This is a genomic window from Phenylobacterium sp. FG114 (genome assembly GCF_057809855.1).
On record NZ_JBMDKU010000001.1, the window covers coordinates 542,287 to 567,193 of the forward strand.

19 protein-coding genes are annotated in these 24,907 nt (G+C 70.7%); 8 read left to right on the forward strand and 11 right to left on the reverse strand.

The window, feature by feature from the left end; translation table 11 throughout:
* Positions 1 to 564, reverse strand: a complete 564-nt coding sequence (locus ACODSY_RS02765) for a cation efflux transmembrane domain-containing protein (RefSeq protein WP_488950096.1) — start codon at positions 562 to 564, stop codon at positions 1 to 3.
* 231 nt (positions 565 to 795) lie between these two features.
* On the opposite strand from ACODSY_RS02765, the gene ACODSY_RS02770 reads away from it, so the two are divergent.
* Positions 796 to 1,107 carry a hypothetical protein gene (locus ACODSY_RS02770; RefSeq protein ID WP_488950097.1) on the forward strand — a complete coding sequence of 104 codons (312 nt, stop codon included), beginning with the start codon at positions 796 to 798 and terminating at the stop codon, positions 1,105 to 1,107.
* Between the two features lie 193 nt (positions 1,108 to 1,300).
* On the opposite strand, the gene ACODSY_RS02775 is transcribed toward ACODSY_RS02770, so the two are convergent.
* From ACODSY_RS02775 to ACODSY_RS02785, 3 genes are read right to left on the reverse strand one after another with little or no spacing between them, the layout of a single operon-like run.
* Entirely contained in the window at positions 1,301 to 3,403 is a 2,103-nt protein-coding gene (locus tag ACODSY_RS02775; RefSeq protein ID WP_488950098.1) for a ParB/RepB/Spo0J family partition protein, read from the reverse strand.
* Between the two features lie 52 nt (positions 3,404 to 3,455).
* Positions 3,456 to 4,391: a toprim domain-containing protein gene (locus ACODSY_RS02780; protein ID WP_488950099.1), complete on the reverse strand. Its 936-nt coding sequence runs from the start codon at positions 4,389 to 4,391 to the stop codon at positions 3,456 to 3,458.
* A gap of 55 nt (positions 4,392 to 4,446) precedes the next feature.
* Positions 4,447 to 4,872 (reverse strand): hypothetical protein, encoded by a 426-nt coding sequence (locus tag ACODSY_RS02785; protein WP_488950100.1) that lies wholly within the window; start codon positions 4,870 to 4,872, stop codon positions 4,447 to 4,449.
* 270 nt (positions 4,873 to 5,142) lie between these two features.
* On the opposite strand from ACODSY_RS02785, the gene ACODSY_RS02790 reads away from it, so the two are divergent.
* The 4 genes from ACODSY_RS02790 (at position 5,143) to ACODSY_RS02805 (ending at position 8,549) form a co-directional block, all read left to right on the forward strand.
* On the forward strand, positions 5,143 to 5,760 hold the full coding sequence (locus ACODSY_RS02790; protein ID WP_488950101.1) for a GntR family transcriptional regulator: 618 nt from the start codon (positions 5,143 to 5,145) through the stop codon (positions 5,758 to 5,760).
* Positions 5,761 to 5,845: 85 nt separating this feature from the next.
* On the forward strand, positions 5,846 to 5,968 hold the full coding sequence (locus tag ACODSY_RS02795; protein WP_488950102.1) for a hypothetical protein: 123 nt from the start codon (positions 5,846 to 5,848) through the stop codon (positions 5,966 to 5,968).
* A gap of 74 nt (positions 5,969 to 6,042) precedes the next feature.
* Positions 6,043 to 6,720, forward strand: a complete 678-nt coding sequence (locus ACODSY_RS02800; protein WP_488950103.1) for a lasso peptide biosynthesis B2 protein — start codon at positions 6,043 to 6,045, stop codon at positions 6,718 to 6,720.
* On the forward strand, positions 6,720 to 8,549 hold the full coding sequence (locus ACODSY_RS02805) for an asparagine synthase-related protein (RefSeq protein WP_488950104.1): 1,830 nt from the start codon (positions 6,720 to 6,722) through the stop codon (positions 8,547 to 8,549). Before ACODSY_RS02800 ends, ACODSY_RS02805 begins: the two co-directional genes overlap by 1 nt.
* On the opposite strand, the gene ACODSY_RS02810 is transcribed toward ACODSY_RS02805, so the two are convergent.
* The 4 genes from ACODSY_RS02810 to ACODSY_RS02825 form a co-directional block, all read right to left on the reverse strand.
* Positions 8,458 to 10,956 (reverse strand): alpha/beta hydrolase family protein, encoded by a 2,499-nt coding sequence (locus ACODSY_RS02810; RefSeq protein WP_488950105.1) that lies wholly within the window; start codon positions 10,954 to 10,956, stop codon positions 8,458 to 8,460. The two genes, ACODSY_RS02805 and ACODSY_RS02810, sit on opposite strands and share 92 nt — an antisense overlap.
* Positions 10,957 to 10,964: 8 nt before the next feature.
* Positions 10,965 to 14,000, reverse strand: a complete 3,036-nt coding sequence (locus ACODSY_RS02815) for a TonB-dependent receptor domain-containing protein (RefSeq protein WP_488950106.1) — start codon at positions 13,998 to 14,000, stop codon at positions 10,965 to 10,967.
* A gap of 163 nt (positions 14,001 to 14,163) precedes the next feature.
* The gene (locus ACODSY_RS02820) at positions 14,164 to 15,135 is read right to left on the reverse strand and encodes a FecR family protein (RefSeq protein ID WP_488950107.1); all 972 of its coding nucleotides are present in this window, start codon (positions 15,133 to 15,135) and stop codon (positions 14,164 to 14,166) included.
* A gap of 13 nt (positions 15,136 to 15,148) precedes the next feature.
* Positions 15,149 to 15,655, reverse strand: coding sequence for an RNA polymerase sigma factor (locus ACODSY_RS02825; protein WP_488950108.1), 507 nt, complete (start codon positions 15,653 to 15,655; stop codon positions 15,149 to 15,151).
* A gap of 95 nt (positions 15,656 to 15,750) precedes the next feature.
* Between ACODSY_RS02825 and ACODSY_RS02830 the strand changes: the two genes are divergently transcribed.
* From ACODSY_RS02830 to ACODSY_RS02840, 3 genes are all read left to right on the forward strand, one after another.
* Positions 15,751 to 15,969 carry a helix-turn-helix domain-containing protein gene (locus ACODSY_RS02830; RefSeq protein ID WP_488950109.1) on the forward strand — a complete coding sequence of 73 codons (219 nt, stop codon included), beginning with the start codon at positions 15,751 to 15,753 and terminating at the stop codon, positions 15,967 to 15,969.
* Between the two features lie 226 nt (positions 15,970 to 16,195).
* Positions 16,196 to 18,142, forward strand: coding sequence for a tetratricopeptide repeat-containing sulfotransferase family protein (locus ACODSY_RS02835; protein WP_488950156.1), 1,947 nt, complete (start codon positions 16,196 to 16,198; stop codon positions 18,140 to 18,142).
* 217 nt (positions 18,143 to 18,359) lie between these two features.
* Positions 18,360 to 20,780, forward strand: coding sequence for a TonB-dependent receptor (locus ACODSY_RS02840; RefSeq protein WP_488950110.1), 2,421 nt, complete (start codon positions 18,360 to 18,362; stop codon positions 20,778 to 20,780).
* 255 nt (positions 20,781 to 21,035) lie between these two features.
* Here the strand turns inward: ACODSY_RS02840 and ACODSY_RS02845 are convergent, their stop codons facing one another.
* The 3 genes from ACODSY_RS02845 to ACODSY_RS02855 all read right to left on the reverse strand — a co-directional run bounded on the left by ACODSY_RS02845 (position 21,036) and on the right by ACODSY_RS02855 (position 24,872).
* Positions 21,036 to 21,971, reverse strand: a complete 936-nt coding sequence (locus ACODSY_RS02845; protein WP_488950111.1) for a LysR substrate-binding domain-containing protein — start codon at positions 21,969 to 21,971, stop codon at positions 21,036 to 21,038.
* A 112-nt stretch (positions 21,972 to 22,083) separates the two neighbouring features.
* Entirely contained in the window at positions 22,084 to 23,400 is a 1,317-nt protein-coding gene (locus ACODSY_RS02850) for a spinster family MFS transporter (RefSeq protein ID WP_488950112.1), read from the reverse strand.
* Complete coding sequence (locus ACODSY_RS02855; protein ID WP_488950113.1) at positions 23,397 to 24,872, reverse strand: aldehyde dehydrogenase family protein; 1,476 nt, start codon at positions 24,870 to 24,872, stop codon at positions 23,397 to 23,399. The genes ACODSY_RS02850 and ACODSY_RS02855 overlap by 4 nt, the downstream gene beginning before the upstream one ends.
* Positions 24,873 to 24,907 lie beyond the last annotated feature (35 nt).

The window sequence follows — 24,907 nt, forward strand, 5'->3', positions numbered from 1 at the left end:
CTAAGGTCTTGCTGACGCCTCGCGATGTTCGTCCTTGGCGGCTCGCCAAACGGCACGCGCCGCGTCGGCGTTCATTGCGGCGATGGCGAGGCCCACAAGTACATCTGGCCAGATGGACCCGCTGAATGCGGTCGCGACCCCGGCGGCAATGATGCCGATGTTGGCGATGGCGTCGTTGCGGGCGGACAGGAACGCCGCCTTTGTAAGACTGCCGCTATGTGCTCGATAGCGGGCCAAGGTGAAGGCGCAGAATAGGTTGATGGCCAGCGCCCCCAGGCCCGCTCCTGTCAGGGCGAAGGGATCGGGCGCGGCGGGGTCGCCGAGCTTGCGCCACAAGGTCCAGGCGAAGGCGGCGACGGGAAGCAGCAACACGCCGGAAAGCGCCATGCCCACACGGGCGCGGCGAACGGAGCTCCACCCCAGCGCCGCAAAGATCAGGAAATTGACGGCGGCGTCTTCGAAGAAGTCGGCGCTGTCCGCCAAAAGGGAAACCGAACCGATACGAAGCGCGATGGCCATCTCGACGCCGAAATAGGCCAGGTTGAGAAGAGCGACGAGGCGCACGGCGCGCCGAAGGTCTTCATTACGGGCCATGCCCTTGGGCTAGCGCGAAGCTGGGCAAAGCGAAACCGTGTCCACGAAGTCGAACGTCCGGTTTCCACCCCACTCGGAAATTCGGCCTCAAGCGCACTTGAGCCCGGCGCGTCGGCGGCGCCGCACTGGCGGGCGAAGTTCGAAGCGGAGCCACAGCGCATCGTGGCGCGACGGACCCCAGACCGGTAGGGTCCACGTCGCATGGATTTCCTCGACGTTGCCGGCGCCTCCGGGGCCCAATACCGCTTCCGCCGCGCCACCATGGCGGAGCTGCCGATGACCGCCGGCAATGTGATCGCCGTGGTCGGCGCCCCGGCGAAAAGGCGCTTCCTGGTCTGCGGCGCTGCGCGCAGCCTGAACCGGGCCGCGCCGGAGATCGAAGCGGTGATCCGCGAGACCCGCAAGGCCCAGCTCTACATCCGGCTCAACATCGCCCGCGCCGTCCGCGAGGCCGAGCACGCCGATATCGTCGCCGCCGTCCAACCCGAGGCCGACCTGCCCGATCTCGGCTGAGCCCGGGCGCAGAATGACGGCGCCGTCCCGGAGCGACCGGAACGACGCCGTCGGCCCGAAGGGCGGACCGCGGTGGGAGCCGGCCGCGCAAGCGCGGCCGCGGAGTGCTCCAGACGTGCCCGCGCCAGGGCGGCCTCGACTCCGTCGACACCATGCGCCCCGGCGCTCGCGATGGGCGTCCGCCGCCGGGACGTCAGGCCGCGAGCGGCGGCGCGGCGTCAGGCCCCGAGGACTCCGCAGACCCCGGCTCTTCCGTCGGCGCCTCGGCGGTGACGCCGGGGTTGGCGGGCGGCGGGTCGTCCTCATCAGCCGGCGCAGGCGGCTCGGCCTGCCAGCTCAGGTAGGCCGGCGCCCAGGCCCGTTCCGCCGCCCGCTTCGCCACCAGGTCCACGAGCTCGTCCTTGCGGGCGCCGGCCGCCAGCGGCTCCTCGGCCCCCATCTCGCTGAGCATCGCCAGGAGCTTGCTCTTCGGATGGGCGTCCAGGAAGGCCGCGTCCGGAGTCCAGTACCCGCTGACGTCGGCGTGGCAGAGCGCGGCGATCTCCACCGCCTCGGCGCGCGCGGTGCGCCGGACGCTGGTGGTGCGCTCCTCCCGCAGGTCCAGGCTGAGGCCCGCGAGCTCGGCGAGCACCGCCAGCCGATCGTCGTGCTCAAGGCCGGCCACCCAAGCGATGGGCGAAAGACCGGAGACCGACCAGGCCTCGCGCCGCGCCGCGAGCCGGCGCCGCACGTCACCGTCCAGCGTCGGGATCGGCGAGGTGGACATGCGGCTGTAGGGCTCGGCGGTGAGCGAGAGCGCGCCGCCACCCTTGCCCAGGCCCTGGCGCAGGACCATCACTGAGAACATCCGCGCCACCACGGCCACCAGTGCGGCGGCCGGGTCGTCGGCCAGCGCCCGGACCAGAGCGCGGGTGGCGACGTCGGTCCGAAGCTCGTGCAGCCCGTGGTTCACGCCGTCGACGTCCACCGGCGGCGCGACCGCCAGCGGCGCCGGGGCGACCACGACCGGCCGCGGCGGACGCGGCGCATGGTCCTCGCCATCCGGCGTCTCGTCCGTCTCGGCGTCCGCCGCCTCGTCGTCGTCCCGAGCCTCGGCCACCGTCTCGACCGGCGCCGGCGGCCCCCAGGCGCGGATGTCGAGCCCGGTGACGCTGTCGGCGTAGACGGCGAGCAGGCGCACCTCCCGCACGGGCTCGCCGGCCAGGTCGGCGGCGAGCTTGGCGCCCAGATACGCGACCAGCTCCGGCTCGAGGGCGGCGTCCGAGAGGTCGATGTCGCCGAGCGCGGCCTGGGCCTCCTCGGCCGCGGCAGTCGCCGAGCGCCAGGCCGCCAGCCCGTCGGCGTCCAGTCCCATCCCGTAGGCGTCCCCGAAGGGCTCCAGGGCCTCGTCCTCGATGTCGGGCTCCTCGACGGCGACCACGACCTGCCAGCCGCGACCGTCGGCGACGGCCTGGGCGATCGCCTCCGCCCGAGCGGTCCAGGCCGCCTGCAGGCGGTCGGGATCCAGCACCACGTCGGCTCGCTCGCCGAACAGGTCGCTCTCGAGCCGGCCGCCCGCCTCGGCGTAACGCGTCGCACCCACGAAGGCGAAGCGACGGTCGTGGATGGTGACCTGGCCGGCGTCGAGCCGCTCAGTCGCCCGCCATTCCTGGAACCCGAAGCCGTTGAGGGCGGCCTCGGCGATCTCGCGCTGCGCCTCCGGATCGCGCAGGCGTGCGAGAAGCTTCGCTTGCCGCAGCGTGCAGCGGCCCGCCTTCAGCGTCTCGAGCGCCTTCGGATGCAGGTCCGAGAGCGCCGCCAGACGCCGCACGTCGAGTTCTCCATAGCCGAGCGCGCCGGCGATGGCGGCCGGCGTCAGCCTGGCCTTCAGCATCTTGCCGATGGCCACGATGACGTCGGCCAGGTGCACGGGCACGGCGGTGTTGGTGAGCACGACCGCCGCGGCCTGCCGCCGCTTGTCCGTCTCGATGAAGCAGCTGACCGGATAGTCGGCCGTGATGCGACCAGCCTCCCGCAGCGTGTGGAGCGCGAGGAGCCGCCGACGGCCATCGAGGACCATCATGAAGCTGGTCTTGCGCTCGCCCGGCCGCACGGTCAGCGGCTGCAGCACACCGGCCGCGAAAATGGTCTCGGCAAGCTCTGGGATACCGTCATCGGGCGCTTCACCAAAGCGGAGGTTCTCCGGCGCCACCGCGAGGTCGCGGAGCGCGAAGGCCACCGGCAGGCGTTCCGGCGTGGTCGGTTCGACCGCCGCAACCGCGACGACCGGCGTCTTGGAACGAGAAGTCTTGGACATGGGTCAGTTCCCACCCGTCCGTCAGGGACCATCCCCTCAGATCCGGGCGACCTCATCCGCCCTTCCTCCTCGCCTCCTCCTGGTCGAGGTCGTTCCAGTCGCCGTATCCGAGAGGCGGCAATACCACCTCGGCGGCCACCCCCGCCGCGCGCAGGCCCGCCCACAGGATCCCGGCCGAGCGCTCGCCGTCCGGCCCACGGTCGCCGGCGATCAGGACGCGGCGCACGCCCGCGGGAGCCGTCCAGCGCCGCAGGTTGCTCGTCGACAGCAGCGCCCAGCCCGGCAAGGCGAACCGACGCATGGCCGACAGGGTCGTGAACACCCCCTCCCCGACCAGCATGGCCTCGGCCGGCGGCGTCAGGCGCACCGCCGAGCCGGCCGGCAGGGCGCCCACCAGCTTGCGCGGCGGCCGGGCCAGCCGGCTGCGCCGGCCCAGGTCGTCGAGGTAGGTGACCTCCACGGCGGTGACCGCGCCCCCCAGGTCCTGAACCCCTGCGAGCAGCGCCGGCCGATAAGGTCCGCCACGGCGATAGACGCCGGCGGGCGCCGCGCGGTGCGCCCGAAGCGACGCCGCAGCGGCGGCGGCCTCAGCCACGCCGCGCCGGGCCAGGTAGCGGCCCGCGGGATCGCCCGGCGTCACCGCAGCCCCCTCCGCCCACAGCTGGGCGGCCGCGGCGATGCGCTCGGCCCGCGACGGTTCCGGCGCCGGCGGCCGTCCCGACCTCCCGCCGGGAACGGCGCCGGTCAGGCGATTGTCGGCGTCGATCAGGCCACGGTCGCGCAGGTCGTCGAGAACCTCGCGCCAGTCGGCGGCGCCGAAGCAGTGGACGAGGAGGCGGCCGTCGACCACGCGGAGCGACACGGACCGATCCTGCGCGCTGTGGCCGGGGGCCGGAACCAGGGCCGAGCGGCCTCCGGCATAGGTCTCGCCCCCCAGCGCGGCGGCCAGGGCGGCAAGCGAAGTTGGGCTGTTGGCAAGGCTGGACATCGGGACCTCCCGCCGGACTCTCCGGCAGCCCGTCCGGCCCTCCCTCCCGCTCCGCTCAGGCGGCCTGGCGCGCGGGGACGATGGTCAGGGTGGCGGTGTCGGGCCCTGCGGCCAGGTCGGAGATGACCAGCCGGTGCTGCAGGTGCACGTCGGCGGACAGCACCGCCAGCATCGACGGATAGTCGCCGGCGACCGTGGCGGCCCAGAGCACCTTGCCGGGGTTCTCGCCGAGCGCCAGGCAGATGGCCGCAAAGAGGTCGAGCCGGCGCGGCCCGAGTGAGTGCAGGTCGCCGACCTCGGTCGCCGCCGCCGGCCGATAGGTGGCGTAGCGGGCCAGCGTCTTGCGGGTGATGCGGGCCGTGCGCGCCACCCGGGCGGCGGTCTCCGGCTCCAGGGTGCGCTGGTGGATGTGATAGGCGAGCCTGCGCACGATCAGCTCCACGCTCGGCGCGCCCTCCCGGGGGCTCTCCGGCCAACTCATGACCACCTCCAGTACAGGCGGAGAAGTTGGCACGCCGGACACCCATATTCAAGAAAACGTCATGATTCCAAGCGCGGAAATCCGCGGGATCGAGAATATTCGCGATCATCACGCCATGAGATGGCGGCCCACCCGCAACGAGATTGCGGGTTCGACGCAACCAGGTCTTATGAGACTGCTTCCCGGTGGAAAGGGCGTAACCTTACATCTTGCAATATACAGTCGTGGGCCGGCTTACTTCGCGCTGGAGTGGGTACAGTGGAGGCGTGCATGTCGATGGGCCGCGATGATGCGTTCGAGGCCGCCCTGGGGGTGCTGCGCGCCCGGCTGCGAGACGGCCAGATGCCGCCCGGCAGCCGGATCCCGGCCAGCCGGTTGGCCGCCAGCCTGCACCTCAGCGCCACCCCCGTGCGCGAAGCCCTCTCCCGCCTGGCCGGGGAGGGCCTGGTCGAGGAGCGGCGGCGGCAGGGGTTCTTCGTCCGCACCCTGTCGGGGGTGGACGTGGCCGACCTCTATCGCATAGCGCTCGCGCAACTCCTGATCCTGTCGGGACGGGACCGCGGGCGGCGCCTGCCGGCGCCGGAGGCGGCCGTGGGGTCCACGGATCCGGTGCAGGCCACGGAAGCCTTCTTCCTGGCCTGGGTCGGGGCGGCCGGCAGCCGGTCCCTCGTCGAGACCTACCGGACGACCGTGGCCCAGCTGGCGCCGGTCCGCCGGGTGGAGCCGCTGGTCTTCGACGACCTGGCCATCGAGAGTGCCGAGCTGCTGGCCCAGGCCAGCGCCGTGGACCTGCCGGACCTCCTGCAGGCGCTGCGGAAGTTCCACGGCCGCCGCATCCAGGCCGCCGACCGGCTCACCGCCGCCCTCAACGCTGGCCGAAAAATATAGAGTCGATATAGATTGAATAGAGAGTCGCAGAAGCGCGGAATTCCACTGTCGCCAGACCGGCGATAACTCCAAGCAGGAGCGTGAAATGTCCAAGCATCTGTCCCTCCCGAGCTCGCGTCTGATCTGCGTCGGCGGCGCGAAGCGTTCGACCAACGCCATCGGCGGTCAGGTCGAAGAGTTCGACGGCGGCCCGCTGTACGACGAGTAGGCCGCGCGCCCGTCGCCGGCCTAGCGGCCGGCGGCGGGTGATCGCCCAGAGATCATCGACGAGGAGGGGCGCACGTGGGCGCGGGCCTAACGACGCGCGCAGCAGATCGCGAGTGGGCGCTCGTCCGCGGCGTGCACTTGGCGAAGGTGGACGAGGACGTCGTCTTCCTGGACGTCGATCGCGACGCCTACTTCTGCCTGGCCGGAGCCGCGGCGCAGATCGCATTGACCGAGACGCGCGGCCTCGTGGTCGAGGACCCGAGCCTGGCCGAGGATCTCGAACGGGCCGGGCTGATCCTCTCCGATCCCTCGGAACGCCAGGCTGCACGGCCGCGGACCCCGACGCCCACCAAGAGCGTCTTGCGCTGGACCTATCCCGCGCCGAGGGCTGCCGACATCGCGACCGCCATGGGAGCGATGATGGATGTCCTCGCCGCCTATCGCGGCCGCAGTCTGAATCAGATCCTCGCCGCCGTGGCCCCCGCCACGGCGCCCGGGTCGCCGACGGCCGCCACCCTCGAGATCGTCGACCGCTTCCACGCCTGGATCCCGTTCGCGCCCGTCTCCGGGAAATGCCTGCTGCGGTCCTTCATCCTGCGCCGCCTGCTCGAGCGCCGGGGGCTGAGCGCGGCGTGGGTGTTCGGCGTCGCCACCTGGCCGTTCAGCGCCCATTGCTGGCTGCAGGCCGGCGAGGTGGTGCTCGACGACACGGTCGAGCGGGTGTCGCGCTTCACGCCGATCCTGGTCGCCTGATGCGGCGCGCCTACCTCGCCCTCTGTTGGCCGTCCGCCTGTCGGGACGCCGTCGTGCGCATCCAGGCCCTGGAAGCCAGGCTCGGCGCCGAAGGCGGTTGGCGCCAGACCGCGGGCTTGGATGGGCTGTCGCTCTGGCAGCCCCCGGGCGCGCCGCTCCCGCTGCGGCGCCTGCCGCGCGACGCCGGCGTCATCCTCGGCGACCTGATCCCGCACCCCGGCGATCCCGCGGCGCTTTCGGCGGCGCTCGCGCGCCGCGCCGAGCCCGTCGCCTTCGCGCGGCGCCTGGTTCGGGCGGGCTGGGGTCGGTACGTGGCCATCCTGTCCGACCCGGCCGGCGGCCTTCCGTACGTCCTGCGAGATCCCAGCGGCCTGGTGGGCTGCATGACCTGGTCCTTGAAGGACGGCGTGGAGATCGTCGCCTCGGACATGACCCACGCGCCGGCGGGGTTCGGCGCCCATAGTCCGTTCCTCAACTGGGAGGCCATCGCCCGCTTCCTGGCCGCCCCGGCCGCGGCCATGACGCGGTCCCTGTTCGACGACATCACCGTGGTACAGCCGGGCGAACTCGTGCGGATCGGCGACCCGACGAGACCTCCCGAAACCGTCTGGAGCGCGGCCGACTTCGCCGCCAACGGCCACCGCGACCTCGAGGCGGCGGCCTGCGACGCCGTCCAGCGGGTGGAGGCCTGCACCGAGGCGCTCGTCAGTCGATACGACCGCGTCCTGATGGAGCTTTCCGGAGGGCTGGATTCCTCGATCCTCGCGGGGACCCTGGCGGCCGCCGGCTGTACGCCCCGCGTCGCCGCCTGGCTGAACTACCAGGACAGCCGGCCGGAAGCCGACGAGAGCCAGTACGCCCGGGCGGTGACGGACCGGATCGGCGTGGAGCTCACCACGCCACGCGGTTGGGCGACGCCCATCGACGAGGCGAGCCTGGCGGAGACGGCGCGGCAGGCGTGGCCGGCGATCGGCGGCGTCGACGCGGGCCGCGATCGCGACGAGCTGGCCCGCCTGCGCGAAACCGGGGCCTCGGCGATCGTCTCCGGGCAGGGCGGCGACGGGGTCTTCTTCCAGTTCCCCACGGCCCTGGTGATGTCCGACGCCCTGGCCCGCGACGGCGCGCGCGCCCTGGCCTCGCCCCTGCTGGCGGCGGTGGCGCGCCGGACCCGCCAGTCGGTGTGGAGCGTGCTGCGCCAGGTGCGCGCGGAGCGCACCGGCCGCGCTCGGCGCCCCCGCATGGCCTCGACGCTGCTCAGCCCCGTGGTGGCGGCGGCCGCCGAAACCGTGGAGCATCCCTGGGTGCGGGAGGCCCGGGCGCGCGGCCTGCCGCCCGCGAAGGTCCTGCACGTCCAGGGGGTGGCGGTCACCCACCTCTACGGCGGCCCCAGCCGGCGGCTGCAGGCGGCCGACATCCTGCTGCCCCTGTTCGCCCAGCCGGTGGTGGAACACGGCCTCTCCATCGCCGTCCCCGACCTGGCCGGCGAGAGCTACGACCGGCCGTTCGCCCGACGCGCCTTCCGCGATCGCCTTCCGACCGAAGTCCTGCAGCGGCGCGCCAAGGGCGACATGAGCACCTACTACGGCAAGCTCGCGGCCATGAGCCTGGAGACCCTGCGCCCCTACCTGATGGACGGATGTCTCGCCGAAGCCGGCCTGCTCGACCGCGAGGTGCTGGGCCGCACGCTCGATCCCCAGCACCTGCTCACGGGCGGCGGCGGCACGGCCATGGACGTGCTCAACGCCGCGGCGGTGGAGGCGTGGGTCCGCTACTGGCAGACCCGGGTCCCGGACTCGCTGGACGCGGTGCGGTGGCGCTGGCGACACTGAGGTGCGCGTCGAGGAAGCGGAAGGTGCGCGCCCAGACGTCGCGCACGTCGCCGGGGGCGGTGACCGCGTGGTTGGCGCCCCAGTAGATCACCAGCATGGCGTCCTTCCCTTGGCGGAACAGGGCCGAGTACATGGCCTGCGAGCCAGACAGCGGCACCGGGTCCAGGGCCCCGTGGATCAATAGCAGCGGCGTGCGGATGCGATCGGCGTGGAGTAGCGGGCTGTTGCGCTGGTAGCGATCAAGGTGCGCCCAAGGCGGTCCGCCGAGGCGAGGCTGGGTGGACTCGACGGTGCCGGTGACCCCGATGGCGCTGTAGCCGTCCTCGGGGAGGATCGCGCGCTGAAGCGGCATGGTGCTCCAGTAGCCGACCAGGTCGCTGATGCCATCCATGGCGACGGCGGCCCGGAAGCGGTCGGTCTGGGTGATCGTGGCCATGGTGGTATAGCCGCCGAAGCTCCAGCCGAGGATCGCCGCCCGGCCCCCGTCGAAGCGCCCCGCGAGCCCCGGCTCCGCCTCAGCCGCCGCCATGACGGCCAGGATCCGTTCGGCGGCCCCATCCGCCGGATCGGTCATACCGCCCGGCGGATTGGGAAGGCTAGGGACCAGGACCGCATAGCCGTGGCCGGTGAGCATCCGCAGGTTCTGGAAGAAGCCCTGCTCCATGTAGAGCTCCCGGGGCGGGGTTGCGTGGTTGGAGCCCAGGTAGGGGCGCACGATGAGCGGCGGGACCGGATCCCCCGGCCCGCGCGGCGGCAGGTACATCCAGCTGGTCAGCGGCTCCCCCGCCGCCCCGCGGTGGCGGATCGGGACGATCTCCGGCACGTCGGTCTCCGCCAAACCGGCGTTCACCGTGACAATCGGAAGCGGGGCGCCCCCGGCGCGCACCACGCTCAGGGTTTCCACCCCCGTCGGCTCCAGACGCCGCATCAAGGCGGCTCGGGCGGCGGCCGACGCCATCAGGAGATCTCCAGCTTGGGAGCGCGGCGCAGGGCCTGTCGTGATACCGGCTTCCGTCACCCAGGCGAGCTCGCCGCCTTCGCGCCGCACCCAGGTTCCGGTGGGCAGGGCGTTCACCAGCCGGGAGCCCGGCGTCCCCGGGAACGGCCGGATCGCCAGCGTCGCGGTCTCTCGGTCCAGCAAGCGCGAGCGGCCGTCCGGTCCCACGGCCACGATCCGCCCGCCGGCCAGGACGACCAGCCGGCGAGGACCCACGGCCAGCACCGGCTGGTCACCGTCGGGCAGGTCCCTCGTGAGCGCCGTCCATCGCCCCGCGGCAAAGCGGAACCAGTCGAAGCGGTCGCCGCCGCGCGGCCGTCCGTAGAGGATCGGGTCGTCGCCCATCCAGCCGGCGCGGATCGAGACCGGGTTCAAGGTCGCGCGCGGCTCGAGATCCCGCCCGAGGGAGACAGCCGCGCCGCTCTCCGCGTCGACCCGGACAAGCCCGCCGGACGGCCACAGGCCATCGCCTCCGCGCTCGAAAGCCAGCAGCCGCCGCCCGCTCGGCGACCAGGCCAAGAGGTTGGGGAGGAGGTCGCCGACGCCGCGCACATCCACTGTCGCCCGCGTCCGCAAGTCGAGCACGGAGAGGTGGGTGGCCTCGAGTTCGAAGCCGGCCGGCCCACGTACCGGTCCATCCGGCCTCGGCTGCAGATCCCGCCCTGACCGGAACAGCGCCACCCGGTCCTTGGCCGGCGACAGCTCCATGTCGATGAACTCGCCGCTCGCCAGCTGAGCGATCTCGCCGGTCACCGCATCCACCTTCAGCAGCCGGCGGGCGGGGGCGCGCACGCGCATTCCCGCATAGGCGCCGCTCCCCAGGACCGTATGCGCGCCGGCGCCCGAGGCGGCGGCGGCCCAGGCCGCGGCCAGGCGCTCGCGCACCTGCCAGTCCTGGCGCAGGCCCGCTGGCGGCCAGCCGTCCGGCCGGTCGAACACGAGGAACGCGCGGTCCGACAGCCACTGCAGCGACCGCCCGCGCTTGGCCTCCTGCGGGCAGATGTCGAACCAGCGCACCGCCCCCGTCGCCACGGTGACGATCCCCAGCCGCCAGCCGTGGTCGCGCGTGTCGAACACCGCCACCCGCTCGCCGCCGGGGGAGAACGGGCCCAGCACCAGCCCCGGCCCGGGATCCTCGGCCAGCAGCGGCCGAGCCGGAGCGCCCGCCCGCAGGTCGACGACCTTCAGCCGGCCCAGGGTCTGGCCGATGGCGAAGTGCTGGTCGTAACGCTTCGCGGAGTCGTAGGGACCGCGCTGCTCGAAGGCCAGCCAGCGGCCGGAGGGATCGAACGCCTGGGCGCCCAGGGATTCCTGGTGCAGCAGGTCGTCGACCGTGAAGGGGCGTGCGGTCGCCGGGACGCCCCAGAGGAGCGCCACGGCCGCGGCCGTGGCGCAGGCAAGCCGCGGCATGTCCGGCCTCACCAGGTGCGGGTCAGCTGCAGCGAGACGAATCGGCCGATGGGATCGGCGTTGGCGGGGTCGTAGGCGACGCCCACCGGATTGTTGAAGAACGGCGGGTCCCTGTCGAAGACGTTGCGCACCGTCAGCAGCACCGCGACCCCCTCCATGGGGCCGCGCTCGGCGGGCGCAAGCCGCGCCTGCAGGTCGACCTTGGCCTGGTCGCCGATCCGCGCGCCCAGGCCGTCGCGATAGCGGCCGGTGTAGTTGAGCGCCCCGCCGAGGCTCAGCCGCCCGCGGGTCCAGTCGGCGGTGAACCGGCCTCGGAACCTGAGCGGGAAGTTGGCGACATTCACCCGCTCGATCACCGCCGCGGTGGGCGTGAACTGCTGCTCGAAGCTGAACAGGTAGCTGGCGTTGGCGCCGAGCCGCACACGGGCCTCGCCCAGATCGAAGGCGTAGGATGCCGTGCCGTCCAGCCCGCGCACGTGCAGCGCCGCGGTGTTCACGAAGCGGCTGTCGACGATCGCGCCATACTCCGTGGGCAGGAACACCCCGTTGGTGGTGCTGAGCGCCTGGTCGCTCAGCAGCTCGGTGATCAACGCGAGGTCGGCCGGATTGGTCCCCGGCGAGATCCGCCGCACGAAGGCGCTCAGTCGCGGGTCGACGAGGGCGGCGGCGATGCTGGCCGTCACCGGGCGGTCGATACGGTTCTTGAAGCGGATGTCGAAGGCCGTGAGCGACAGCTTCAGCCCCGGCCACCGGGACGGCGCGAAATCCACGCCGACGGTCCAGGAGTCCGCGCTCTCCGGCTTGAGGTCCGGGTTGCCGCCGGCCAGCTGCAGCACGAGGATCCGCCCCGTGCCGAGCGGCTGCGAGGTCGGGTTGTAGAGGGCCGGGTCGTAGAGTTCGCGCAGCGCCGGCGCCCGGAACGAGCGGCTGTAGGTGGCCCGCAGCTGCAGGTCGTCGGTCGGCCCCCACACCACGCCCACCTTGGGCCGGAAGCTGGTTCCCACCGCCTCGTAGTGTTCCAGCCGCCCGGCGAGCGACAGCTCCAGTTGCTGCATCCCCGGCCGTGCATTTGCCTCCCCGAAGAGCGGCACGCGCAGCTCGGCGAAGGCGGCGGTGACGTCGCGCGAGACGTCGGTCGGGGCCGTCGGGGCCGGCACGACGGTGGAAATCTGGTTGAAACCGCTGCGCACCAGGCTCTCGCGGCGCGCCTGGGCGCCCACGGCGAGCTTCACCCTCCCGCCCGGCAGGGACAGGACCGATCCGTCGGCCTGCGCATTCACCGTGGAGACCCGGCTGCGGATCCGCGCGAACGTCGAACCGGACCCGATCGCGCCCATCACGCCCGCCGGATTGGACCCGGCAACGCCGGAGAACGGATTGAAGAACCCGTCCCGCGCGGTGCTGAAGGCGGTGTCGGCGCGGTCGGCAACATTGCCGAGCGCTTCCGCCAGGATCGCGAAGTTGACGAGGTTGCGGCCCCGCACCTCGGTGAGCTCCTGGGCGAAGGCGCCATAGGCCTCGCTCCTCCAGTCGCCGCCGAGCCGAAGCGTTGCGCCGGCCGTCAGCGCCAGGCTCTCCACATTGCCCGCCGAGATCACGTTCGGCAGTTCGCCCGCGAAGGAATAGGCGATCTGGTTCGTGGCCGCGCCATTCGGCGACACGAAGAAGGGATTGCCGCGTCCCACCGTAAAGCTGCTGACGGCGGGGGCGAACCGGGCCTTGTAGCGCCGCGCGCTGAAGCGCCCGTCGGCGGTGAGGACCAGCCGCTCGCCCACCTCCTGGTCCACAGCCGCGTAGACGGCGTTGACGGTCTGACGGGGAAGCACGTCCACGCCCAGGCGCTGGTTCTGGCGGTTGACGACGCCGGCCAGGAAATCCCCGGGCCGCAGGCCCACCCCATTCTGCCCTCCAGGAATCGCAAAGGCCGGCGCGAGCGTGTTGGTCCCCGCCACGGGCAGCAGCACATTGCCCGGGAAGCTGTTGGTTCCGCGGAAGTCCGACCCTCCGAACGGCCGCAGGTCGGCGCTGGCCGCGAAGTCGCGGTCCTCGGCCGCCAGCCGTTCGCGCCGCTGCAGCTCGTAGGACAGCATCAGCCCGCCGCCGTCCCAGCGGCGGCCCACCGTCACCGAGGCCTGGCCCTGCGCAGGCTCGCCGGACGTCCCGATCCCGGCCAGCACCCGGACTTCCGCGCCCGTGTAGTCCTTGCGGGTGATGATGTTGACCACCCCGCCCACGGCGTCGGAGCCGTAGATCGCCGAGGCCCCGTCCAGCAGCACCTCCACGCGAGCCACCGCCGCGGTGGGGATGGAGGAGACGTCGGCGTAGTCCCCGAAGGTCCCCGAGCCCGCCAGCCGACGGCCGTTCACCAGGACGAGGGTCGCGCCGTTGCCGAGCCCACGCAGGTTGATGCCGCTGCCGAAGGAGGTGTTCCGCCCCACGGGGTCGGCGCCGGCCAGCGAGTTGCCCTCGCCTGCCCCGCCGCCGAAGTTCTCAGGCAGGGCCCGCAGCGCCTCGGCCACCGTCGCGTGGCCTGAGGCGGCCAGCGCCTCCTGGTCGATCACCAGCAAAGGCGAGGCCAACGGCGCGCCGCGAATGTTCGACCCCGTGACCTGCACCTCATCGAGGAGGATGGGCGCCGCCCGGACGGGCCCGCTGTCCGGCGCGGCCGGCGCCGCCCCGCCGAGCTGCGCCGTCGCGAAAGGGCGCACGGCCTCGTCCGCCGCCTGCGCCGGCTGTCGGGTCGCCGGCGCAGGCGGTTTCCGCGCGAGCACGAGGAGGTGGGGACCCGCTCGGCTGACGGAGAGGTCGGCGCCGGCCACGAGGCGCGCCGCGGCGTCCTCCGGCGCAAAGCGGCCCTTGAGCGCCGCGGCCCGGCGGCCGGCGACGAGATCCTTGGAGAAGAACAGCTGGTGCTCGGTCTGCCGCGCCAGGACCAGCAGCGCCGACTCGAGCGACCCGGCCGGGACGTCGACCGCGTAGGCGGCCTGGGCCTGGGCCCGGGCCTCGGCGGCCGGAACGGCGGCCAACAGCGCCGCCAGGCTCACCGCACTCAAACTCCACTCACGCCTACGCCGGACCATCGCTTCCCCTCCCGGGCGACGTCCATCGCCGGGACCACTTCGGCCCCCGCTGCCAGTCGGCGTCGCGCTTCTGGGGGGCTAGTCGTGTGGAAGGCCCCGATACCCTCGGGCCCTTCGCGAAAAAAGTTCAGGCGCCGCTGGGCACGCGGGGCGTGAGCCGGATCACCTCGGGCGACGGCGTGCCAGCTTCGAGGCCGTAGTAGTGCGTGAGGGCGGCGACGACGGCGTCGATGTCGCCGGCGTCGAACGTGCCGCTGACCAGCTCGCCGGCCACGGCCTCGGGCGCCGCGAGCTCGATCTTGCGGCGGGAATAGCGGTTCGCCTCGGCGACCACGTCACGCAGCGGCGCGCCCCGGAAGGTCAGCCGCCCGGTGGTCCAGCTGGATTCCTCGGCCGCCGCCAGGGCGCGCGGCCGACTCATGCCGGCCCTGGTCACGGTCAGCTGCTGGTTCGGCGCGAGCGTCGTCTCGCCGCCGCCATCGCCTTCCACCCGCACTCGACCCTCGACCAGGGTCACGGCGACCGTGCCGTCGTCTCGCCGCACATCGAACTTCGTGCCGAGCGCGCGCACCTCGGCGGGCCCGGCCTCCACCAGGAACGGCCGCGAGGCGTCATGCGCCACGTCGAAGAAGGCCTGCCCGCGGCGGAGCACCACCCGGCGCTCGCCGCCCCAGTACCAAACCCGCACGGCGCTGTCGGTGTTGAGCCGGACCCGGGAGCCGTCGGAAAGGGCCACCACCCGCTGCTCGCCGACGCCGGTCTCGTAGCGCGGCGACACGGCGCCCGGCGCCCAGACGGCAAGACCCAGGCCGCCGGCCACGGCGACCGGCGCCACCACGAAGCGCCAGTCCATCCGCTTCCGCGCCGGATGCCGCGCCAGGACCTCGTCCACGGCCGCCTGCACCTCCGGACGCGAGCCCAGGGCGCCGGTGACCTTCCAGCCGGCCTCGACCCGACCGAAGGCGGCGGCGTTCTCGGCGTCCCGCTTCCAGGCGTGGAATTCCCGCAGCGCCTGGGTGGTCACGGAGGTCTTGCGCAGCACCTCGAACCAGCGCGCCGCTTCCGCCTCCGCCCGCGAAGCTTCTGCCTGGTGGCTCATCCCAAGACCCGCCTCAGTCCCGCAACAGGGCCGCGAATCGCTTGTGCGCCTCCGTCATCCGCGCCTCCACGCGCTTGACCGAGATGCCCAGGCGCTCGGCGGCTTCGGGATAGGTGAAGCCGGCGACCCGGCACAACAGATACACCTCCCGCACGGGACGCGGTAGCTCGCGCAAGAGTTGTTGCAACAGAACCCGCTCCAACTGGTCCGGCAGGACCGGTGCGTCTGCCTCCTCCAACTCCCCAGCGATCGGCCGTACGCTCTCCCGCCGCGCCTGGTCCGCCGCAGCCCGCAACGCTAGCGTGGCAAGGAAGGCTCGGGGGTTGCGAACCGTTTCGACCCCCATGCTTCGGACAAACGCCTCTTGGGCAATGTCCTCCGCAGCGTCCTTGCCGAAGCGTCGGCTTAGGAAGTTCAGCAGCCACCCGGCATGCGCGCGAAAATGAGAAGAAGCCAGTTCGACCCGGGATCCTAAATCGGGGTCGACATGGGTATCTGCAGCTGGCGTGGTGACAGACATCGTGGCTTGGCGCCCAACAATGGGAAGCCAACAAGCTTATCAGGACACACTGTCAGTGTGTAGAGTCCGTTCGCTTCCCCGGCAACTTTGCCGGGGTGCCAGTAGACACTGACCTGTTGAGTTTGGGCCGCCGAATTCGTGCGTGCCGGGAAGCTCGCCAGTGGAGTCAGGAAGAGCTCGCCGAACGGGCCGGACTACACAGAAACTACGTCGGTCTGGTGGAACGGGGCGAGCGAAACGCCTCAGCCAAGACGGTGTTCGAACTCGCACGCGCGCTCGGACTTGAACCGATCGAGCTGTGGCGCTTCGACTGAGCACCTTTTCGGCCGCGGCCGCGAATCCTCGATCGACCCCTTTTGACTCATTGGCGAAATTGGAAACGTCCGCATTAGAGAACGGCATGCGGCTCCCTTGGGGAGGCGAAGCCGTCTGTCCCTCCGTGACTTATGACGGACAGTTGGTGGCCGCCGGGGTCTGGCGGCTGATAATGGTCGATCGCTCGCTCGGACCAGGATAAAGGACGCTTTCCTGCATTTGACGATGGCGCCCCCAATCCCACTCGCTGAACGGCTCGCGAACGGGCGACGTATGTTGGCCACAGATGCGACGGGCGCAGTCCGAAACGCTCGGGAGGCTCTGCGACTTTCTCCGGACAACCTTGAAGCACGTCTCATCCTCGGCGCGGCCCTGCGACGGACTGGAGACGCGGAAGCCGCCGCAAAAGTGCTTAGCGAGGTCAGCGTACAGGCCCCAGGAGCCTGGGGGCCACAGTTCGAGTATGGGGCAGCGCTCACAGTTCTGGGAAGGTCCAGGGCGGCGATCGAACACCTCCGACGCGCGGCCATCCTGAACCCCGGATCATGGCTGGCGCAGGCCGCGCTGCACGACCAACTCGCGCTGGAACCTGGCGCCCAGCCTGAACAGGGCGGTGGCCGCCCGGACCTATCGGCGCCGCGAGCGCTCATCGAGGCTTTCTTTTATGGCGAGCCCGAAGCCGGCACGCGGCTGAGCGCCGCCGGCTTCGCACCGAACGATCCGCTGATGCTCAAGGCCCTAGCCGACCTCGCCGTCGCCTGGGACTTGGCGGGCGTCGTGGAACCGCATCTGGAGATCGCCCTCGCCGCGGCGCCACGCTTCGCACCGCTGCGCCTTACCTACGCGCTCGGGCTTTATCGCCAGGAGAAGCTGCCCGAAGCGATCCGAGAGATCGCCATCCTTCGCGCCGATCACCCGACCTTCGCCGTCCGCCACCTCGATGCGGCGCTCCGGACGCAGACCGGCGATTACGACGCCGCGCTCGCGCTCTTTGACGGCCTGCTCGCCGAAGCGCCCGATGACATGGATCTGGTCCTCGCCCGAGGTCATGTGCTGAAGACGCTCGGGCGACAAGCCGAGGCGCTGAGAGCGTACCGCCGCCGCGCCGACGGGCCGACCGGTGCGGGCGCTGCCTATTGGGCGATCGCCAACCTGAAGGTCGTCCCGTTCGCCGATGCGGACCTCCAGCGGATGAGGGCAAGACTCGCCGACCCGGTGGTCGAGCTGCGGGAGCGGGTCGATCTGCACTTCGCCCTGGGCAAGGCCCTTGAGGACAGCGGGGACTTCGGGGCCGCCTTCACCCACTACGAGGCCGGCAACGGCCTTAGGCGGAGCCGGCAGCCCTTCGATCCGGCGGCCCACACCGCCTTCGTCAATCGCACGATCGCAACCTTCACGCCGGAGCTGCTGGCGGCGAGGGCCGACGCGGGCTGTCCCGAAGCAGATCCCATCTTCATCGTCGGCCTGCCGCGTGCCGGCTCGACGGTCGTGGAACAGGTCCTCGCCAGCCATTCGCAGGTAGAGGGAACCTCCGAACTCCCCGACGTGCGGATCCTGGCGGCCCAGGCGGGAACCGCACCCGGCCTCCGGGACAGCGGATATCCTGCGCGGCTCGCGACCCTGTCGACGGATGAGTTCCAGCGTCTCGGCGAAGCCTATCTAGACCGAACGCGCCTGCACCGACGACTGGGCCGCCCGATATTCACTGACAAGTTTCCAGGCAATTTCCTCCACGTGGGCCTTATCCACCTGATGCTCCCCCACGCACGGATCATCGATGTTCGTCGAGATCCGGTGGCTTGCGGGCTGTCGGCCTTCAAGCAGAACTTCGCCGAAGGCCAAGGCTACAGCGCCGACCTCACCTGGTTCGCGAGCTACTACCGCGACTACGAGCGGCTCATGGCCCATTTCGATGCAGTGCTCCCTGGTCGCGTCCTGAAGGTGCAATACGAGACCCTCGTGGACCGGCCGGAATCCGAGATCCGTCGCCTGCTCGATCATTGCGGCCTATCGTTCGAATCGGCATGCCTTCGGTTCCATGAGACGGTGCGTCCGGTCCGCACCGCGAGCTCCGAACAGGTTCGGCGGCCGCTGGACCGGAACGGCGTCGAGCAATGGCGCAAGTTCGAGCCTTGGCTGGCGGCGCTCCAAGCTGCCCTTGCGGCGAGGTAGTCCTGCGCGCCGCCGGGCGCGGATGCCTTTTTTGGATGGCCGCATCCAGATAAGTCGCTTCAATCGGCGCCGGCCTGCGCGGACACTTGCACCAAGGGTTCGCAGCACGGGATCGGGACGAGAGTCCCGCGGTCGGGCCTAGTCAGAAAACACAACGTCGTCGGAAGACGAGGGGGGAACTTCTATGCGCCATGTTCGCGCCATACAGCCATTTGCGGTGTCCAAAGCCACGCTGACCAGCGTCCTGCTGTCCGCCGCCAGCCTCAGCGTCCTCGCGGGCCAGGCCGCCGCCGCGGCTGAAGCGCCGGCTTCCGCCCAGGTGGAAGAGGTGGTCGTCACCGCCAATCGCGGCGCGGCCGAGTCACTACAGAAGGTGCCGATGGCGATCTCGGCGATCAACCCCGTCCAGCTCGACCGCGCCGGGCAGGTCAACCTGTCCGATCTGGCGAAGGTGGCGCCCTCGCTCTCCATCACGGAAGGTGCGCCGGGCTATCAGAAGTTCGACATGCGCGGCCTGTCCACCGGGCGCTACGCGGCGTCGGACACCTCCGACCGGTCTCTGGTGGCGGTGTATGTCGACGACACGCCGATCTCCGTCCAGGGTCAGACCCCGGACCTGAAGGTCTTCGATCTTGAGCGCATTGAGGTGCTGCGCGGCCCGCAGGGCACCCTGTTCGGCGCGAGCTCGATGGCCGGTACGATCCGCTTCGTTACGGCCAAGCCGAGCCTCGACAGCGTCTTCGGATCGGTGGAGGCAACGGGGTCGGGCACGCAGCATGGGGATCCGAGCTACAGCTTCCGCGGCATGGTGAACGCGCCCTTGAGCGAGACCGTCGCCCTGCGCGCCGCAGTCTACAAGAGCGAGACTGGCGGCTACATCGACAACATCGGTGCACGCCACAAGGACGATGCGAATCTGGCGCGGACAGAACAAGGCCGGTTGGCGCTCCGCTGGATTCCCAGCGACAACCTCACCATCGACCTCAGCGGGACCTTCGAGCACAGCCGCGCCTATGGCCTGAATCAGGGCTTGAGCGGCCTGCCGGGCTACACCGTGTCCTCCAATTCCCCGGAGGGCACCAACGACCGCCTGCAGCTCTACACATTGAACGTCGCCTATGACCTGGGCGGGGCCGAGGTGATCTCCACCACCTCCTATACGACGCGGCACATCGGCTTCAATTCGAGCCCCGAACCCCAGATCGGCTATTTCTTCGAGGACTACGGCAGCGGCCTTCCCATCGGCCCGAACGCCTATCCTCTGTTCAAGAAGCCGGCCCAATACGACCAGGCGATCACGAACAGCATTCCGGCGGAGATGTTCCAGATCAACAACCGGATCCACGACTTCATGCAGGAAGTCCGGATCGTGTCCCACGACGACGGCCCGGTCCGCTGGACGGTGGGCGCCTTCTACGAGGAACAAAGCCGGCGTCTGTGGCAGGACATCCCGGTGCCGGGCTTCGACCGTCTCTCCTACGAGAACTATTTCTACGGCCCGTTCAACACGCCCGACGGCCGCTACAATTCCCAGACCGTCGACGCCGCCTTCAGGCCGGACGACATTTTCTCCGGCCTGCAGAACATCGACGAGCACCAGCTCGCCCTTTACGCGGACGGCACTTGGCACGTGTCGGACAAGCTCGACGTCACGGCGGGGGTCCGCTGGTTCGACTTCCACGAGAAGTATTCTCTCTTCTCGAGCGGCGTGTACGGCGTCGTAGATCACGTCCCGTTGACCCTGAACGCCAAGCAGAGCGCTGACGGCTTCAACCCGCGCGTCAACGTCTCCTACCAGATCACACCTGACGTGATGGTCTATGCCGAGGCGGCCAAGGGCTTCCGCTATGGCGGCGCCAACCAGCCGGTGCCGCTGGGAACGGCAGGCGTGGCGGGGCAATGCACCCGTGATCTCGCTGCCTATGGCTACACCGCCGCCCCCCTGACCTTCGGACCGGACCACCTTTGGAACTACTCGGTCGGCCAGAAAGGTCGCTTCGCGGACGGGCGGCTCACCGTCGACGCGGCGGCCTACTACATCGACTGGCAGAACGTGCAGACGCGCCTGGGGCTGAACTGCTCCTACTTCTTCACGGACAATAAGGGTTCGATCACCAGCAAGGGCGTCGAGGTCGAATCCACCTTCAAGGTCACGCACGACCTCACGTTCAGAGGCAGCCTGTCCTTCAACGACGCCAAGGCGAATGGGGACATCCCGACGGTCGGGGCGTTCGATGGCGACCGGACGCCCTACTTCCCCAAGTGGATCTTCACCACCGCGCTCTTCTACGATCGCGACTTGGGCGACGGCGCCCTTCACCTCATGGGCGCTTTCAACTACCGCGACAAAGTGCAGACGACGTTCAGCGAATTTGCGACGGTGATCACGAACGGCGTCCTGACCCCCAACGGCCCGAGTTCGCGCTACGCTGTCATTCCTTCGGCGAAAGATCTCAGCGCGTCGATCGCCTACGAGTGGGGCCGCTACGAGATCGGCCTGTTCGGGACCAATCTCACCAACGGGGTCAAGGTCACCGACGTGAGCCGGGCCACCTACTACAAAATCTACCAGGCCGGCGACCGCGTTACCCTGGCGCGACCCCGGACCATCGGGGCTCGCCTCAAGGCGCGCTTCTAGCCGGGCCAGGCGGCGGGGCCACGCCCCGCCGCCTGCACGCACAGTCTACGCCGGCCCGGCCTGAGGGTCCGCACGCGATTGGCGATCATCGGATGCCAACGGAAATCTGAAACCTGAACCCTATCATTCCGGCGGCAGGTAAGCGGCGAGCCGGGGCGGAGGGCCGCGCGCATCACCCATCCTTGCTGGGTCCCGCCGCCACAGCCGGTCGAGCGGGCCTCCGTGCGAGATGACGGCCCAGCTGGCCCCCGGATCCTAAGCGGCGTTGCTGGGCGATGGGGGCCTGGAAACCCCGTCCTCAGTCCAGCGGCCGGCGGTCCCGCTGAAACGGGCGATAATCCAGCTGCGGAAGGCGGCCACAACGGGGTCGGTCAGATCCTCAGCATGGAACTTCAGATAGTAGCCGTATCCGTTCTCGCATGAGGTCTCGAAGGGCGCGACCAACTCGCCGGAGGCGAGGTCGGCCGCGAACATCTCGCGGTCCGCGAGAGCCACCCCTGCGCCCGATCGCGCAAACTGGACGGCCGAGATCACGGTGTCGAAGGCCAGGCCCCTGTCGGTGTCGAGGTCCAGTCCGCACTGCCCGGCGAAACCGGCCCAGAGCAGGCCCCGTGGTTCGCCTTCGAGCCGCACGTGCAGTAGTTCGTTGTCGGCGAGGAACCGGCCGAGCGGCTTGCCCGCATGCTGCCGTGCGATCTCCGGCGAGCAAACCGGCGTCAGGCGCACCATCCACAGCAGGTCCGTCACCTGATCGTCCACATTGGGACGATCGTAGACGACCGCCACGTCGAGATCCTGCGACGGCCGCCCGGTCGCGTTGCTCGAGGACACGTCGATCAGGATGTCGGGGAACTCGCTTCGGAACTCCCGCAGCAGCGGAATCGCCAGGTGGTTCAGCAGCGACGGCGGCATGTAGATTCGGAGCGTGCGGCTGATCCGCGTCCCGTGCCGGATCGTGTTCAGCACCTGCTCCAGGCGATCGAAGGACTTCTGAACGACCGGCAGCAGGACCTCGCCAGCTTCCGTCAGACAGACGCGGTGCGGCCGACGCTCCAGCAACTGGCGGCCCAGGAGCTCCTCGAGTCCGATCACATGGCGGCTGAGGGCGCTCTGGGAGACCCCGAGCGCCTGGGCTCCGGCCGTGAAGCTCAGGTGCTGGCCCACGGCGTCGAAGGCGCGCAGCGCGTTCAACGGAAGCCATCGTCGATTGATCATAGGTGTGGCCCTCCCGCCGCGAGACGATGCGGAGGGCATAGTGGGGTGCACCGCCCCATCATGGGAACTCGTCATCGCGGACCGGGCCTCAGGACTTGGGGGGAGCGGCGGCGTCCCGCGCCAAAGCGCGCGCCGCAGCCCAGTAGTGATAGGCCGCCCAGAAGCCCGTGAGCGACAGAACGATCATCGCCCAGCGCAGGGACTCCGCCGAGGCGCCGCCTGCGCCTCCGAACGCATCGCTCAAGCTCCCGACCAGCAGCGGCGCGACCATCAGGTTGGTGACGTTGCCCATGAGGACGCTGATGGCCGTGGTCTGGGCGCGCATCGCCGGCGAGACCCAGTTCTGCAGCAGGCCGATGGAGGGGCCGATGTAGAAGTAGATGGCCGGCAGGAAGAGGTAGATCATGACGAGCGCGCCGGAAGGGGTGGGCGCGAACAGCATCAGGATCGAGGGGAGGGTGCTCACCGCGCCCACCGCCGCCAGGGTCCACAAGACGGTGCGCGGCGCGCGTAGGGCGGGCAGACTCATCACCCAACTGGCGAGCAGGGTGACGCCGGCCCCGGCGATCAGGTGCGCGGCCCCGAGAGCCGCGCCGACCTCGCCGACAGACATGCCGAAGGCCCGGACGAAGTAGGTCGGGGTCCACCAGAGCAGCCCCCATCCCCAGAGCGCGCTCAGCGCTCCTGCCGTCATCAGGTGCACGACCGGCCGGTTCTTCCACAGCAGGGCGACGGTGCGGCGCAAGGGAATCGGCGCGAGGGTTTCGGCGGCCTCCGCGTCGAAGGCCGCCCGCCTCGGCTCGCGCACCGTCAGGAACACGATGGCCCCGAGGACCAGGCCGGGTGCGCCCAGGGCGACGAACGCCGCGCGCCAACCATGGATGTCGGCCACCCGGCCGGCGAGGTCGGAGCCGAGCCACGCCCCGAGCGGCGCCCCCAGGGTGAACACGGTCATCGCCATGGGCCGCTCGGCCGGTCGGAAGCAGTCGCCGATGAGGGCCGTGGAGGCGGGCGTCGCCCCGGACTCGCCGACGCCGACGCCGATCCGCGCCAGGAGCAGTTGCCAGTAGTTGCGGACGAACCCGCAGGCCAGGGTCATGGCGGACCAGAGTAGCAGCGAGATCGCCACGATATTGCGGCGGCTCCCGCGGTCCGCCAGCGCGGAGACCGGAAGGCTCACCGTCACATAGAAGAGGGCCAGGGCCCCACCGGTGAGCAGGCCGACGGCCGCGTCGCTGAGGTGCAGCTCCAGGCGGATCGGCTCAAGGACCGTCGAGACCACATAGCGGTCCGCGATATTGAGCGCGTAGACCAGGAGCATGACGGCGAGCACGTACCAGCGCTCCGCGCCGAGCGGCGCGACTGTCCTGGACGGGGGGGCGATCGGCTCCTCGCGGCTGCTCACAGGGCGATCCAGACGGACTTCTGTCGCGTGTAGGCCTCCAGGGCATGCGGGCCCATCTCCTTGCCCCAGCCGCTCTGCTTGAACCCGCCGAAGGGGGCGGCGAAGTCGTAGCAACCGTAGCGGTTGACGAACACCTGGCCGGCGTCCAGGGCGGCGGCGACCCGGTGCGCCCGCGACACATTTGCGGTGTAGAGGCCCGCCGCGAGGCCATAGGGTGTGTCATTGGCCAGGGCTACGGCTTCCTCCTCCGTGGCGAACCGTTGCAGCACGAGCACCGGCCCGAAGATCTCCTCGCGCGCGATCGCCAGATGGTTTGGGACCTCGCCGAAGACCGTGGGCGCCACGAAGAGACCGTCAGCCGCTCCTGCCGGGGACAGGGCGTCGCCACCCGCAAGGAGTTTGGCGCCCGCCGCCCGGCCGCCCGCGATGTGGTCCATGATCTTGCGGTGCTGGGCCTCGCCGCACTGCGCCCCTTGGGTCGTCGCCGGATCGAACGGATCGCCGGGGCGGATCGCCCGGACCCGTTCCACAACGGCCGCGGCGAACCGGTCGTAGATCTCGTCCTGAACGAGCAGCCGGGTCGGTTCCGTGCACTTTTCGCCCTTCTGCGAGAAGTGCGCCTGGACGCAGCGCGCGACGGCCCCCTCAAGGTCCGGAAGGTCGGCGAACAGGATCACGGGCGCCTTGCCGCCGAGCTCGAGAGTCACGGTCTTCAGGTTCGAGGCGCCGGACGCCTGCACGATCCGCTTCCCGGTGGCGGTGCTGCCGGTGAACGAGAGCTTGTCGACGTCCGGATGCTCCGCCAACCTCGCGCCCACCGCGCCGTCGCCGGTCACCAGATTGACGACGCCGGGCGGAAAGACCTTGGCCGCGTCCCATAGTTCGAGGCATCGGATCAGGGAGAGCGGAGTTTCTTCCGAGGGCTTCACGACCACCGTGTTGCCCATGGCCAGCGCCGGGGCGATCTTCCACATGGCGAGCAGCAGCGGGAAATTCCACGGCACGATGAGGCCGCAGACGCCCACCGGCTCGCGGACGATGTAGTTGACGAACCCTGCGCCCACCGGCGCGGTCTCGCCATAGACCTTGTCGATCCAGCCCGCGTAGTAGTCGAGGACGTCGGCGGTGTCGGGCATATCATCGTCCCGCGCCTCGACGAACGTCTTGCCGTTCTCCAGGGCGATGATCGCGGCCAATTCCTCGGCATGATCGCGAATCACCCGCGCCGCGAGACGCAGGCGATCGGCGCGCAGCGCGCGGGTCATGTCGCGCCAGGGTCCGGCGCGAAAGGCGTGGCGTGCGGCCTCGACGGCCTCGTCGACGTCCGCGACGGCCGCCTCCGCCATATCGGCCACGACGACACGCCGCGATGGATCCTCGCACGGCCTGGTCTCGCCGGCAGCTCTCCAGCGACCGCCGACATAGAGCCCGTGACGACGGCGGGCCCACTCCAGGGCGCGTTCGCGAAGCATATGATCTCCCGGCATTGGCCCCGTCTCCGCAGGGC